The organism is Shewanella sp. KJ2020 (genome assembly GCF_024197625.1).
GTDB lineage: Bacteria > Pseudomonadota > Gammaproteobacteria > Enterobacterales > Shewanellaceae > Shewanella.
In genome coordinates this window covers 67060-80781 of the sequence record NZ_JAKUKD010000006.1, presented here as the reverse complement: position 1 = coordinate 80781, position 13722 = coordinate 67060, and the positions used below count along the sequence as shown (strand labels likewise).

At 47.2% G+C, this 13722-nt stretch carries 13 protein-coding genes; 6 read left to right on the top strand and 7 right to left on the bottom strand.

Annotated elements, in window-relative coordinates; genetic code table 11:
• Window positions 1-21: 21 nt before the first annotated feature.
• Window positions 22-240, bottom strand: coding sequence for a YejL family protein (locus MJO46_RS03805; RefSeq protein WP_253988184.1), 219 nt, complete (start codon window positions 238-240; stop codon window positions 22-24).
• Between the two features lie 77 nt (window positions 241-317).
• On the opposite strand from MJO46_RS03805, the gene yejK reads away from it, so the two are divergent.
• Window positions 318-1346 (top strand): nucleoid-associated protein YejK, encoded by a 1029-nt coding sequence (yejK, locus tag MJO46_RS03800; RefSeq protein ID WP_253988183.1) that lies wholly within the window; start codon window positions 318-320, stop codon window positions 1344-1346.
• Window positions 1347-1457: 111 nt separating this feature from the next.
• Here the strand turns inward: yejK and MJO46_RS03795 are convergent, their stop codons facing one another.
• Window positions 1458-2459 carry a cytochrome-c peroxidase gene (locus tag MJO46_RS03795; RefSeq protein WP_253988182.1) on the bottom strand — a complete coding sequence of 334 codons (1002 nt, stop codon included), beginning with the start codon at window positions 2457-2459 and terminating at the stop codon, window positions 1458-1460.
• Between the two features lie 511 nt (window positions 2460-2970).
• Here MJO46_RS03795 and MJO46_RS03790 point away from each other — a divergent pair.
• Window positions 2971-3852, top strand: a complete 882-nt coding sequence (locus MJO46_RS03790) for a 6-carboxytetrahydropterin synthase (protein ID WP_253988181.1) — start codon at window positions 2971-2973, stop codon at window positions 3850-3852.
• Window positions 3853-4035: 183 nt separating this feature from the next.
• Entirely contained in the window at window positions 4036-4854 is an 819-nt protein-coding gene (locus tag MJO46_RS03785; RefSeq protein WP_253988204.1) for a M23 family metallopeptidase, read from the top strand.
• Window positions 4855-4945: 91 nt separating this feature from the next.
• Here MJO46_RS03785 and MJO46_RS03780 read toward each other — a convergent pair whose 3' ends face one another.
• From MJO46_RS03780 to MJO46_RS03770, 3 genes are all read right to left on the bottom strand, one after another.
• Window positions 4946-5206, bottom strand: a complete 261-nt coding sequence (locus tag MJO46_RS03780) for a DUF5062 family protein (RefSeq protein ID WP_007648517.1) — start codon at window positions 5204-5206, stop codon at window positions 4946-4948.
• Between the two features lie 62 nt (window positions 5207-5268).
• Window positions 5269-5901 carry a VOC family protein gene (locus MJO46_RS03775; protein ID WP_253988180.1) on the bottom strand — a complete coding sequence of 211 codons (633 nt, stop codon included), beginning with the start codon at window positions 5899-5901 and terminating at the stop codon, window positions 5269-5271.
• 84 nt (window positions 5902-5985) lie between these two features.
• Complete coding sequence (locus MJO46_RS03770) at window positions 5986-6501, bottom strand: murein L,D-transpeptidase family protein (RefSeq protein ID WP_253988179.1); 516 nt, start codon at window positions 6499-6501, stop codon at window positions 5986-5988.
• Between the two features lie 165 nt (window positions 6502-6666).
• Here MJO46_RS03770 and MJO46_RS03765 point away from each other — a divergent pair, with 165 nt between their 5' ends.
• A complete protein-coding gene (locus tag MJO46_RS03765; RefSeq protein ID WP_253988178.1) occupies window positions 6667-7530 on the top strand; it encodes an ion transporter in 864 nt (287 codons plus the stop codon).
• A gap of 18 nt (window positions 7531-7548) precedes the next feature.
• Here MJO46_RS03765 and ppx read toward each other — a convergent pair whose 3' ends face one another.
• Window positions 7549-9114: an exopolyphosphatase gene (gene ppx, locus MJO46_RS03760; protein ID WP_253988177.1), complete on the bottom strand. Its 1566-nt coding sequence runs from the start codon at window positions 9112-9114 to the stop codon at window positions 7549-7551.
• Between the two features lie 45 nt (window positions 9115-9159).
• Entirely contained in the window at window positions 9160-11331 is a 2172-nt protein-coding gene (ppk1, locus tag MJO46_RS03755) for a polyphosphate kinase 1 (protein WP_253988176.1), read from the bottom strand.
• A 361-nt stretch (window positions 11332-11692) separates the two neighbouring features.
• On the opposite strand from ppk1, the gene yegD reads away from it, so the two are divergent.
• Window positions 11693-13150 carry a molecular chaperone gene (gene yegD, locus MJO46_RS03750; protein ID WP_253988175.1) on the top strand — a complete coding sequence of 486 codons (1458 nt, stop codon included), beginning with the start codon at window positions 11693-11695 and terminating at the stop codon, window positions 13148-13150.
• Window positions 13151-13167: 17 nt separating this feature from the next.
• The gene (locus MJO46_RS03745) at window positions 13168-13656 is read left to right on the top strand and encodes a CreA family protein (protein WP_253988174.1); all 489 of its coding nucleotides are present in this window, start codon (window positions 13168-13170) and stop codon (window positions 13654-13656) included.
• Window positions 13657-13722: the final 66 nt, after the last annotated feature.

The following is a 13722-nucleotide window of genomic DNA, read 5'->3' as shown; positions in this document are numbered from 1 at the left end:
TAACGTTTGTACCCAACTAACTTAATTGGATTTAACCGATTGTGCGAGTGCTTTCGCAAATTGTTCTGCCACGGCTTGGCGCGATTCGTTAGGGACTTTACGCTCTAACAAATAGGTGACGCAATTGCCGAGCGCCATCAGGCTTAAATCCGTCGGGGCTTTATGCTTTTCTAACACGGCCAGTACTTCGGCGATTAATGATTCAACTTGTGCGTTTGAGTATTTCGATTGGATTGCCATAATCAAAAAATGTTTCACTTTGGAATGGATTAGCGGCATATAATAGCGGATTTATTCCAGCATCACTATCAGGGCTTATGAGTATTAACATCGAACAAGCAATTATTCACGAGATTTCCCAGGACAGTCAGGGGCAATTGCGTTGCCGTTTACGTCCTCAACCTCTGCTGAACGGTCAGGCTGTCGAGATGATGCTGGACGAATTGCATCAGACTTATACCAGTAAAGCGGGTAAGGGATTCGGCTATTTCGGCATTCACGGTGACGACGGTGAGGCCAATCCTGCCTTTGCCAATGCACTCACTCAATACCGTGGCGGCGAGCTAGGTTTTGTGGAGTTTTCGGGCCAAGCCAGTAAATTGCTACAGGAAGAATTGGCAAAATATGATTTTAGCCAAGGCGGTTTTTTGCTGATGTCTTGCTACACCAGCATCACTAGCGATTATCTGTTTGTTGCCCTATTAAGTGCTAAGTCGTCGATGACAGTGTTAGACGATATGGAACTGTCACAAAATAACCACTTGGATTTAAACAATATTCAATTGGCGGCACGTATCGATTTAACCGAGTGGCAGGCCGATAAGGATTCTCGCAAGTACATTTCCTTTATCCGTGGCCGTGCGGGGCGCAAAGTTGCCGACTTTTTCCTCGACTTTATGGGCTGCGTAGAAGGCGTCAACACTAAAGCGCAAAACAAGACTCTGATGAATGCGGTTGAGGATTTTGTTGCTAGCAGTGAACTGACTAAAGAAGAACGTCAGCAATGTCGCAATAAAGTGTTTGAATATTGCAGTGAGCGCTTCGATGAAGGCGCTGACATTGAGATCAAAGATTTGGCCGATGAGTTAGCCGATCAAGGCATGGATTCCTTCTACGATTTTGCCCGTGGTGGCAGTTATGAACTCGATGAAGAATTTCCGGCGGATAAATCGACCCTGCGTCAGCTAAAGAAGTTTTCGGGTACGGGGGGCGGTGTCACCTTAAGTTTCGATGGCGGTCACCTAGGCCAACGGGTGATTTACGATCCCATCTCGGACACCATTTTGATTAAAGGCGTACCGGCAAACTTAAAAGATCAGCTCGATCGTCGTCTTAAGGGCGAATAATCCCATTGGGATAATATCGCTTAAGCATCAAGCATTAAACAAAATACAAAGGCCGAGGATCATTCCTCGGCCTTTGTATTTCTGACGCTTACTACGACGTTAAGCGCAGTTCTATTTAGTGCCTGTCGCAAAAGGCACTGGCCGTGGCGTCTCTTTATTCGATGGCGGTAGAATTGGCAGCGTGATTTGTGGCTGTTCACCCGTGAGCGAATTAAGGAAGGCGACCATCTCTTTGACTTCTTTATCAGAGAGTTTTTGCCCTAGTTGAATGTCTGCCATGGTATTCACCGCTTCTTCCAAGGTCCAGACACTGCCGTCGTGGAAGTAGGGATAGGTGAGTTCAATATTGCGCAGCGTGGGCACTTTAAACACAAATTTATCCCCTTCTTTACCCGTGACCCCCTTACGGCCTTCAGCGGGATTATTGGTATGGAACGGCTTGATTAAACCCATCTTCATAAACATAGTGCCACCGACCGCAGGGCCATTGTGGCAGCTCACGCAACCTTTATCCTTAAAGAGTTGATAACCCGCTTTGGCATCGGCGTTGATGGCATCTTGCTTACCCAGAAGATATTGGTCGAAGGGGCTATTAGGGGTAACTAAGGTTTTCTCGAAGGTGGCAATTGCATCGGTTAAACGGTCAATGGTGACGTTTTCATCGCCATAAACCTTAGCGAAGCGAGCACGGTAAGCGGGCATAGAGGCGATAGTTTCGGTGGCAAGTTCATGGGTAAAGCCCATTTCTTTTGGGTTGGCGATAGGGCCGGCGGCTTGTTCTTTCAAATCACTGGCACGGCCGTCCCAAAATTGCGCCAGCATAAAGTCGGCATTAAGCACTGTGGGCGAGTTAATTGGGCCTTCCTGCCAATGGTGACCAATGGATGTGGGCAGGGCATCGACGCCACCGGTTGATAAGTTGTGGCAAGAGTTACAGGAAATAAAGCCAGATTTAGACAGTCTGGGTTCGAAGAATAGCATTTTACCTAATTCAACTTTTTCAGGTTCAGTGATCTTGGCGGCGGTAATAACTTCAATGGGTTCGGCTGCGATGGCATGGGTACTGGTTAATATGCCCGCGATGAAAAACGCGATAGATGTCAGTTTGGTCATTTTGTTCTCCCTCTATAACCTTGGTTTTTGTATGGTTTAAGGGGATGCTAACGGTTAATGCTACGGAGCGATAATGCTTTGTTTCGATTGGGTCTATCGCTGTTGTGGATTAGGTTTTTGCGATCTAATTCACTGTTTTTGAAGTGTTATTTTGTTAGATCTAATGCTATTTAGGTTAAGTGTTTGCTGGCTAATCGACTAGGGCGATGCATCGTAATTTTTTGTCTATCTGCCATTAGGCGAGGCAGTGTTTCTCTCGATTAAAACCCCACTGGATGAATGGCATAGGATTGTCTGATTATCGAGAGCCTGATACTCAAGCGCTTGATAAAAACCAGAGACAAAATATTCGGCTGAATGGATTCATTTGTCGCAGCCAGCCACGGAATTGATTAGAATCCCTATTCACTATTTGGGTAAGACTTTCATTGCTCAAGTTAGCACGCTCGGCCATCGCTAAGTGGTGCTTTTAAATTACATAGGTGGACTGTTTTTCTGCCGAGGAGCGTTAATGCAATTGTTTGTTAAAGATTTAACCGTGATCGATTTTTCCTATTTGTGCCCCAAGCGTGGCATGGTGGGGGAAAGTTGGATTGTCGATGTGCTGCTAGAGGGCGGATTAGATGAGCAAAATATGGTGCTCGATTTCGCTAAAGTAAAACGTACCATCAAGCAGACTATAGATGCGGTGGCCGATCACCGTTTATTAGTGCCTACGGCCTGCAGCGGCGTGCGCTGGCAGCAGCAGGGCGATAGAGTGTGGATGGATTTTGATAGTTTGCTCGGTGAAATCCATCTTGCCTGTCCTTCCCAAGCCTTTGCCTTAGTACCGACCGAAGAAATTGATATTCCCAGCGTGAATGCCTTTTTGCAAAAAGCACTGCGTGAAACCCTACCGGCAAATGTCGAGGGGATCACGCTCACCTTAAGGCATGAAATCCTTGATACCCCTTATTACCATTACAGCCATGGTCTGCGAAAACATGATGGCAATTGCCAGCGTATTGCCCATGGTCATCGGAGTCCGGTAAATGTGTTTGAAAATGGTAACCCAGCACCTAAGTGGGATGAGTATTGGGCCAAGCGTTGGCACGATATTTATTTAGGCAGTGAAGAGGACTTGGTTTCAGTTAAGACCCTCAATCTTTCGCCGCAAACGCGGATAACCGATGACAGCCACTATGGGTTTCACTACCAAGCGCCCCAAGGGGATTTCCAATTGGCTATGCCTAAGGTGTGTTGTGACCTTATTCCCCATGACACTACGGTGGAATTGTTAGCCGATTATATGGCAACCACATTGGCGGCTAAGGTGCCCACTAGCCATTTTACTGTGGTGGCCTATGAGGGTGTAGGTAAGGGGGCCATAGTGACTAAGGGTGTATCGGCCTAGCTTCAACGTTAGGGTTTGCTGCCGTATTTAATCAGCCTAATAAGGATTGTTGTGAAGATGTTTGATGACCAAAAACCGTTCCGCCTCGGCCAGTCTTGTGCTGTTTTTCTGCGATTGATTCGCCCGCACAGTATGCCTAAGGTAATGAATGGCATTATTTTTTCAGCATTAAGCTTGTTGATTATGATGACAAGTGCCTATGCTCAGGTGAGTTTTGAGGGCAAATTCGAACAGGGCGCACTTATTCGAGGGCAAGCCCCCGCAGGCACGCAAGTCAGTTTAAATGGTGAGGCGTTAAGAGTGACTCCAGACGGGCACTTTGCCTTTGGTTTTGACCGTGATGGCGAGCTGAACCAGCAATTGACTTTAGTTTATTCTGACGGACTGACTGAGGTTAAGCCTTTGACTGTGGCTCAGCGGCAGTACGATATTCAAAACGTAAAAGGCATTAGCAACAAGATCATGAAGCCAGATCCTATCGCCCAGGAAAGAGCGGCAAAGGATACGGCACAGGTCAAAGCGGCGAGGGCCACGTTTAGTGAACAAACCGCCTTTTTACAGGACTTTATTTGGCCGCTCACCGGGCGTATTTCGGGGGTATACGGTAGTCAGCGTATTTATAATGATGTTCCCGGCAACCCGCATTTTGGTGTCGATGTCGCGGCAAAAACCGGCACTGTGGTTGTCGCGCCCGCAGATGGGGTGATAAGTTTATCTGTACCAGACATGTTTTATTCGGGTGGTACTATGATTATCGACCATGGCTATGGCGTGAGCTCGAGTTTTCTGCATTTGAGTAAGCTCTATGTCCAAGCGGGGGAAACAGTAAAACAAGGACAAGCCCTTGCGGAAGTGGGGGCGACTGGGCGCGCCAATGGGCCACATTTAGACTGGCGGGTAAATTGGTATCAAATGCGCCTCGACCCTACGACCCTAGTGTCGCCTATGGCGACTGTACTCGCGAAGGAAAAGGCCGCTAAAACGGCTGTAAGCCCAAAGTAACAGGATACCTATCTCGTTACTTATGCTGATTGATAATAATGGCACCCCAGGTGCCATTATTATTGATGAGGTTAAATAGCTTGACCTATGGCTATTTGAGTAAGGGGTGATCGGCGGGTAACTGACGGCTGATCCACAGGATTAACTTGTGTTTCATATTGGGGCCATCTTCTTTGTCCTTGGCCAAGGGTTGAATAAGGTTATCCGTCACCAGAAGACGATAAATACATTCCACTTTATCTTTGGGTGAGACGCCGCGGTCAAACTCATCAAATCCGCGTTTTTTGGCATAACCTACACCGATTTCGAGGGCAAATTTTAACAATTGCGCTTCGTTTTTATGTGGCTTCATATTCAGCTTCCTTTTTTGCGTGGGCATCTTTGATGCTGTGCTGTGCAATAAAACCTAACTCGTTATATGGTAGCAACTTGTTCACTGGCAATCACCGCCTTTATGCCATGGGGATGAACCTTGACGCAGACCTCTTGGTACTTAAAGGCTATGGTGGGATTGGCTAAGCGCTCTTTTTCTCCCTTTGGGGAACTCATCTTGATATGAATCGGCTCGCTTGACTCTGGTAATGCCTCACCAGCTAACAGTGGCGCGAGTTTGGGACACAACAACTTAAGATCTTCGCTTAGGGTTTGGCAGTCCTCTGCTTGCGATGGGATCACCAGCTCAATGTGCTCCCAACCTTCTTGGGGATAACGTTTGTCGCTTGGATAGGGTAACTCAACACAGGGAATGGAAAATTCACCTAAGGTCAAAGGAGTGTGCAATTCGATAATAAGGATACAGCGGCCATTGATTTGATTATCGGAGATGATGTGGCCGAGCTGACAAAATGCTTGGCGCAGAGCATCGGCGCTGGCAACGGAATTAACCCTTAGGGCAACATGGTCACACTCAAGTTTTTTGTCAGCGAGATCTAATTTTGCAAGTAAGTTTAAGATCTTGGCTTCAAATTGGGGCCAAGAGTGGAGTAAATCTGTATAGCTTAGGCTGGGTTGAGTTGGGTTTGTGCCTAGCATCTCTGATGATGACATAGGGACTCCTTTGGAATAGCAAACGTAGGAGGAGAAATAAAAACGCCCATTTAACTGGGCGTGAGAGCGTAAGTGCTATAAAACCTAGGGCCAGATTTCAATCGGTGTGCCTTCGTCAACGGCTTTCCACACTTCGTCCATTTCAGCATTGGTAATGGCAATGCAGCCATCGGTCCAATTGTACTGCTGAGCCTGCTCGGGCGGCAGGGAGGATCTTGGATTTTGGCCATGGATCATGATCATCCCGCCTGGTTTAATGCCAAGGGCCTTCGCTCTTAGCTTATCTTCTTCATTTGGATAGGAAATATGAATGGATTTGTAATAGGCGCTATCGGACTTTTTATAATCGAGAATATAACGGCCCTGGGGCGTACGCTGATCACCTTCTTTGAGTTTATGTCCTGCGGGTAAGTCGCCCATGGCAATCCGGTATTGTTTGAGGATTTTACCATCGCGCAGCAGCGCCATATTGGATTCTGATTTAGTAATCACCACTAGGTCGACTTTGCCCATACTCGATGACGCAAGCACTTGGGGTGAAACGAATGCCGCTAGGGTCATAGCGAGTGATGTCAGTGTGGAGAGTAAGGTAACGCGCATGTCGTCCTCTAAAAAATTAACCGATGATTATCTTTTTCGCGCATCATACCGCAAATTTCATTCTCTGTGACTAGATAATTTTGAGCTAGTTGCAATTGCGTGGCAGACTTGTGAAATTCGCTGATTGTGAATATTAACCCATTTAGTGAGGATGTTTTAAGCCCTATGTCTGAAAAAATCCCCGAGAACGTTGACTTCGAGAGCCCATTTAAGCGTCAGCTACGTATCATCATTTTTGGAACAGATACTCCGGCTGGGCGTTACTTCGATATCGGCTTGATGATTTGTATTGTCCTCAGTGTGACCTTAGTGTTTCTCGATACTGTGGAGTCATTTCACCGCGACTATGGTGCAGTGATCCGCGTGCTGGAATGGGTTTTTACCCTAATATTTACCCTCGAATATGGTTTGCGACTCTATTGCGCCACCCAGCCTGTGCGCTATGCCCGTAGCTTTTATGGTCTGGTGGATCTCCTCTCTGTACTACCTACTTATTTAGCCTTATTTATTCCTGGGGCGAATTTTACGTTAGTTATTAGGGTGCTGCGACTCTTTAGAATTTTTCGGGTGCTGAAATTATTGCGCTATTTAAGTGAAGGCAATTTGCTGCTCAGGGCCATGATGCAGTCGAGTCGCAAGGTCTTTTTGTTCTTTTTCTCGGTCAGTCTGATCATTATGGTGCTCAGTGCTGTGATGTATGTTGTCGAGGGCCCCGAAAACGGTTTTAGCTCAATTCCTAAATCTGTCTATTGGACAATCGTCACCATTACCACTGTGGGATATGGCGATATCACGCCCAAAACGGAATTAGGCCAAGCCATTGCAGCCTTTACCATGTTGTTGGGTTACTCCATTATTGCGATACCAACGGGGATCTTAACGGCGGAAATATCCCAAGAGGTGGGGCGTCACCGGGATTTACGCTCATGTAATCAATGCCATAAATTAGGTCATGATCTCTATGCCATGTACTGTAGTGGCTGTGGTTGTGAACTCGACAGGCTTGAGCTACCCAAATCAAAGGGATAATTCATTCAACACAGAGAGTTAACTCGCAACCGCTTGAACGGCCTCTGGGGTGTCTTGCTTGATATCCACGCCCTTGTCGGCGTGTGTCCCTAGGTTAGACACCAGTTGTAGCGTCATGCCTAAGCTAGACATGTGTTTTTGTTCCCGCTGTAAATCCTTCATAAACAGGCTGATTTTTCGTTTATGGCTGGGAATAAATAATATCAGCCCGTCTTGGGTGACTTGGATCTTATCCAAGGTCAGTGCCTTGGCAATGCGGCCAAGGTTAAGCAGTACCGCCAGACGCAATAGGCAAACTAAGCGGATCAGCGTCAGTTTATGGTTCGGTTCTATTTCGGCTTGCAGCAACTCGGTGGGCTTCTTTCTATGGTTGGCGATAAGCCGAGCTAGATCCTGTTGCAGCGCCTCACTAAATCCAGGCAAGTCGCTGTTGCTGATGATATAGGCGCCGTGTTTATGCAATGCCTTTGAATTAATGTGTAGCCCTATTTCGTGCAGGGTGGCGGCGTAGGCAAGCAGGCGGGCATGGGGCCTTAATGCCCACTCATCGGCGACCTGTTCAAACAATGCCATGGCGGTATCACGGACTTTTGTGGCATGGGGCATATCGACGTGGTAAAGCTGGGCAATACTGTTGACGGTGCGATGGCGGATATCTTGATATTGTCCGATTTTTGCCAGCTCATAGAGCACGCCTTCACGCAGGGCGCCGGGGCTAAACTCCAGCTGCTGAATAGGTAAACGTCTAAAAAAACTGATTAAAATCGCAAGCCCAGCGGGGACGAGCGGGATGCGTTTATCATCCACATTCGCAAACTGGATCTGGTTGATATGGCCGTATCTGATCAGCGTGAGTTTGAGCTGCTTTAGCCGTGGTAAGGTGATAGTTTCATCGCCGTGTTGTTCTTGAATCGCCTCGCAGATGGCTTTGACTGTGCCAGAGCTACCTAGGACTAAATCCCAATCCCCACTAAAGTATTCCTTTGATAATGAGGCAAATTGTTTATCGGCGGCGCTCTGTGCGGCGCGAAAGGAGGCGGGGGTGATTTGCCCATCGATAAAGAAACGCTCGTTAAAACTGACGCAACCACAACGTAGGCTAGATAAATGGGTTGGGGTATTTTTTTGCCCGAGAACGACCTCGGTTGAACCGCCACCAATATCGATAACGATATTCCGTTTACCTAGCACTTGGCTCTGGGCGATACCATTGTAGATAAGGCGAGCCTCTTCGTGGCCAGAGATGACCTCGACCGGGTAGGGCATAATACTTAAGGCGGCCTCGATAAACTGCTCACGATTCTTAGCCACTCTGAGGGTATGGGTGGCAACTAACCGGACTTGGGCTTGATCTAGATTTGAGAAGCGCTGGTTAAAATCCCGCAGACAGTTGAGGCCACGATCCATCGCTTCTTGGCTTAAGATATTCTGGGCATTTAGCCCTACAGCCAGTTGAACCTGTTGTTTTTCTTTGTGTAATATCTGCAAACTGCCATCTTGTTCTCGGGCAATAACGAGGTGAAAACTGTTCGAGCCCATGTCGATGGCGACAAAGTGTCGCGGCTGTGAATGTGTGGCAACCAATCGGATTATCCTTAGGCAATCAAGACGATAATAAAGCCAGTACTGTCAACTGGCTTTGGCCTGTAACTCGGGCGTAAACCTTGCGGTCAGTGTGCCTGAGGTTTGCTCTGCCTCAATTTTTGCTGCTTCAAGTAAGGCATTAAATTCTTGCTGTTGGCGCTTCTCATAATTAATCAGATATTGATAAATGGCAATTTGAGAACGCACTTTACGCTTGTTACCCCGGTTTCTATAGGGGTTACTCTGCTCCTTATTGATGATACGAGCCTTAGTATTGTCATTGAATTGTAAAGATAAAATATCCATGACCATCTGTTTTAGATTGAGATCATAGATAGGCGTACTGACTTCAACACGATTATCAATATTGCGGCTCATCCAATCGGCTGAGCAGATAAAGAGCTTATTTTCACCGCCAGCATGGAATAACATGACGCGGGAATGTTCAAGAAATCTATCGACAATACTGTAGACTTCAATATTGTCACTGATCCCTGGGATTTCTGGGATCAGTGAGCACATTCCACGGATAAGCAGCTTGATTTTGACCCCAGCGGCCGAGGCTTCGTAGAGCTTTTGAACCAAGGAATCATCGAGTAAGTTATTGAGCTTTAGGGTAATAGCCGCTTTGATATGGCTCTTGGCATTTACAATTTCTTGATCGATCAAATGGGTTAGCTTTTGTCTGGCATCGTAGGGCGACACTATTAAATGTTGGAAATTATCTCGGCGGTAGGGATGTTCAATTAAGTCAAATACTTGCTCAACTTCGCGCGCAATTTCTTGATTGGCGGTGAACAGCGACAAATCGGTATAGACCCGCGCAGTACCTTCGTTAAAGTTGCCCGAACCCACATGGCAGTAAAGTTTCATTTCGCCCTGTTCTTCACGGCCAATTAGGCATAGCTTAGAGTGCACTTTAAGGCTAGTGATCCCATGGTGAACCTTAACACCTGCCTCGGCTAAGATACGCGTCCACTCGATATTGGATTGCTCATCGAATCTGGCCCGCAGTTCAATGACGGCGGTCACTTGCTTGCCGTTCTTCACCGCATCGATAAGCGATTGCATCACATGGGATTTTTTAGCCACGCGGTATAAATTAATTCGAATAAAACGCACCGCAGGATCATAGGCCGCTTGGCGTACCATTTCGGTGAAATGGGAGAACTTATGGTACGGATAATTGAGCATAATATCGCCCATCTTTATCGCATCAAAACTATTGGCGCAGCGACCAAAACCTGCACTATTCAGTGCGGGGAGTTTCTCATTTTCGAGGTAATCGCGGCTCGGATTAGGAAAGTCGATAAAGTCTTTAAAGCTATGGTAGCGACCCCCTGGGATTAAACATTCGGTGGAGCTGATATTCAAATTTTCTTTCAGCATCACTAGCATGTGTTCGGGCATTTCTTTGTCATAGACTAAACGCACGGGTTCGGCGGTGAGGCGTTTTTTTAAGCCCTTGGTCATTTTTTCGAGCTGGGTTTGTTCTAACTCGTCGGTGATGTCGAAGTCGGCATCACGGGTGAGTTTCATCGAATAAACTTCAATGGCGTCGTATTCGAAGAAGGGACCAAAGAGCTCATTAACACAATGACGAATGATATTATCCAATAGGATCAGATGTTTTTTAGCTTTACTTTTTTCAGCGGGCAACTCGATAAAGCGCGGTACATTTTTCGTAGGGACTTCGACTAGGGCATATTGGCGGCGCGCTTTAGTGTATAGGCAAACACATAAATAGGTGGCATCGTCGTTAATATGCTTAACCAGATCGCGGTTGTTATTGACGATAAGTGGAGCAATATGGCGCTTAAAATGATCCCTAAAATGCTTTTTAAGCCAATCGCTATGGAAATCGCTTAATTGTTTCTCATTGATTAACAAAATATTACGGCGAACTAATTCACGCATCAGATCCGTATAAATGTTATCGAAACGCTCTTGCAGGGCCATCACTTTAGATTGGATTTTAGCCATAAGATGACGGCTATTGCTCCGTCCTTCCTGCAGTGAGGACAGCAACATCGAACGTCTGACGGCCGCCACCCGTACGCGGAAAAACTCATCCATGTTGTTGGAGAAAATGCCAAGGAAACGTACCCGCTCGACTAAGGGGACATTGGGATCGCAGGCTTCTTGCAACACCCGCTCATTAAATGACAACCAAGAAAGTTCTTTATCGATCGAAAGTTTATCGGTATTCGGGGACACTGCACAGCTCCTTTAAGCAAGCGTCATGGCGCAATATACAATAGCATTCATCCGCCGTTGTGCAATCAGATTTACAGCCAACAAGTGAAGGAATTTAAATGATAAATATTGCATGTACGCGAAAATCTGCCACAGATTTATCGATTTATGTGGGCCTAAAGATACGAGGGAAATATGTCAGATTGATGACGAGTGTGACAGAAATATGACCCTAAGATGAAAGTCCTTAGGTCCGGCTCACTTTCCTCTCTGGCGAGCCGCACAGCCCAAATATGCTCGCATCGAAACGACCGACAAAACGCCTTGGGCATTATGGCAAACTATGTTACCTTGCTCGGCTTTTTATCGCGGGAGTGAAGGTATGTTCGTCGGATTTGATTATGGTAGTGCCAACTGTGCCGTTGGAATTATGCAGGGGGAGAGTGTGCAACTATTACCCTTATCAGAGGATTCCACTTATTTACCTTCGACACTCTATGCGATGGACAGGGAGCTTATCGCCGAGGCCGTGTATCAAGCACTTCCTATTGAATTTAAAGCCGATTATGCCAAAAAACGTGCCGCACAATTGAGCCGTGCCCGCATGGTACGCCATGAACTGGATCTTGACCCCGACACTCAAGCAGTATTTGTGGGCGAGCAAGCGGTAAAAGCTTATCTAGAAACGCCCGAAGAAGGTTTTTATGTCCGTTCGCCAAAATCCTTTTTGGGCGCAACGGGACTCAGGCCCGAACAAATTGCCCTGTTTGAAGATATTGTCACCCTGATGATGCAGCACATTAAAGTGCGGGCCGAATCGATCTTAACCCAAAGGGGCATGTTTGATTCAGGCGCTAAGGCCATCACCCATGCGGTGATTGGCCGCCCAGTGAACTTCCAAGGCATAGGTGGCGAGGAGAGTAATCGTCAGGCCGAAGCCATTCTTTCCCTCGCGGCAACACGGGCCGGCTTTTCAGAGGTCGCATTCTTGTTTGAGCCCCTTGCCGCGGGAATGGATTATGAGGCAAGCCTTAAGGAAGATAAAACCGTGCTGGTGGTCGATGTGGGCGGTGGTACGACGGATTGCTCTGTGGTTAAGATGGGCCCCTCCCATATCATGGCGCAGGATCGCACCGCCGATTGCCTAGGCCACAGTGGCCAGCGGATCGGCGGTAATGATCTGGATATCGCCCTAGCGATGAATGCTTTTATGCCGCATTTTGGCTTAGGCTCCTTGATGATCAATGGTAAGCCTATGCCGAGTAACCCTTTTTGGAATGCGGTGGCCGTCAATGATATCAGTGCCCAACGTGAGTTTGCGACCCTAAGCACGCGTAAATTGATTGATGAGTTGATCAAAGAAGCCGAGCAGCCACAATTACTGCTGCGGCTATTAAAAGTGCAGCGCCAGCAATTAAGCTATCAGCTAGTACGTTTGGCGGAACGCGCCAAAATTGTCCTATCGGATCAGGATAAGACTGAAATTGAACTCGATTTTATCGAGGCGGCCCTGCGAGCGGCGGTAAGCCGTCAGTTGTTTGAAAGTGCCATCGAGCCTTCGCTAATGAAAGTCGAAGCCCTGATGCACCAAGCACTCAGTCAAGCGGCTAACACTTTAGCTGAGCGAGGCTTATCCCCAGACGCCTTGTCTAGTGATGCTGCTCAGGTAGAATGTCTACCCGATGTTATTTATGTCACCGGCGGCACGGCGCGAAGCCCTGCAATATACGGTAAAATTGCCGGGAGCTACCCCAACATTCCGGTCGTGGTTGGCGACCATTTTGGTTCAGTCACCGCTGGTCTTACTCGCTGGGCCCAAAAGCTATTTGTTAAACAATGATTTATAGGGATATTAAGATGATAACTCGATTAAAAACAGCAATGGCCGCCACTCTGGTGCTATTTGTGACTGGCTGTGGTGATGATGTGGGTAAGGTCAGTTTAGGGCTGTTCACGACTAAGGATGTGATTATCGATGCTAAGCAGGATCCTAAAATCCCCGGGGTGACTTGCCATATTAGCCGTATTGAAGCGAATTTAGATTTTGCCGATCCCTCCGATATGGGGATCAGCTGCCGCCAAACTGGGCCGATTACACCAGCAGATATGGCTAAGATTGATATGGGAAAACACGGGGAAGTGGTATTCACTGAGTCCTTGAGTATTCTCTTTAAGTCATTAAAAGTGCGCCGGATTTATGATGCGCAAAATCAGACTCTGCTGTATTTGTCCTACTCGACTAAAGAGACCAACGGCAGCCATAAACATGCGCTCTCTACTGTGCCGCTCTATGGCTCGCAGGCTTGGGTCGATCCCGCGCTAACCGTGGGAACTAAAAGCAATTAATCTTTGCCGCCTAAGGTGTGGGCGCTTTTGCCATCTTTAGGAAAATAGGTTGTTTTTAGAAGAGTT

Excerpts from the sequence above, each read along its gene's own strand:
- MJO46_RS03745 (WP_253988174.1), top strand. The coding sequence starts at position 13,168 with ATGATAACTCGATTAAAAACAGCAATGGCCGCCACTCTGGTGCTATTT.
- yegD (WP_253988175.1), top strand. The coding sequence starts at position 11,693 with ATGTTCGTCGGATTTGATTATGGTAGTGCCAACTGTGCCGTTGGAATT.
- yejK (WP_253988183.1), top strand. The coding sequence starts at position 318 with ATGAGTATTAACATCGAACAAGCAATTATTCACGAGATTTCCCAGGAC.
- MJO46_RS03775 (WP_253988180.1), bottom strand. The coding sequence starts at position 5,901 with ATGTCATCATCAGAGATGCTAGGCACAAACCCAACTCAACCCAGCCTA.
- MJO46_RS03770 (WP_253988179.1), bottom strand. The coding sequence starts at position 6,501 with ATGCGCGTTACCTTACTCTCCACACTGACATCACTCGCTATGACCCTA.
- MJO46_RS03765 (WP_253988178.1), top strand. The coding sequence starts at position 6,667 with ATGTCTGAAAAAATCCCCGAGAACGTTGACTTCGAGAGCCCATTTAAG.
- MJO46_RS03780 (WP_007648517.1), bottom strand. The coding sequence starts at position 5,206 with ATGAAGCCACATAAAAACGAAGCGCAATTGTTAAAATTTGCCCTCGAA.
- MJO46_RS03790 (WP_253988181.1), top strand. The coding sequence starts at position 2,971 with ATGCAATTGTTTGTTAAAGATTTAACCGTGATCGATTTTTCCTATTTG.
- MJO46_RS03805 (WP_253988184.1), bottom strand. The coding sequence starts at position 240 with ATGGCAATCCAATCGAAATACTCAAACGCACAAGTTGAATCATTAATC.
- MJO46_RS03795 (WP_253988182.1), bottom strand. The coding sequence starts at position 2,459 with ATGACCAAACTGACATCTATCGCGTTTTTCATCGCGGGCATATTAACC.
- MJO46_RS03785 (WP_253988204.1), top strand. The coding sequence starts at position 4,036 with ATGATGACAAGTGCCTATGCTCAGGTGAGTTTTGAGGGCAAATTCGAA.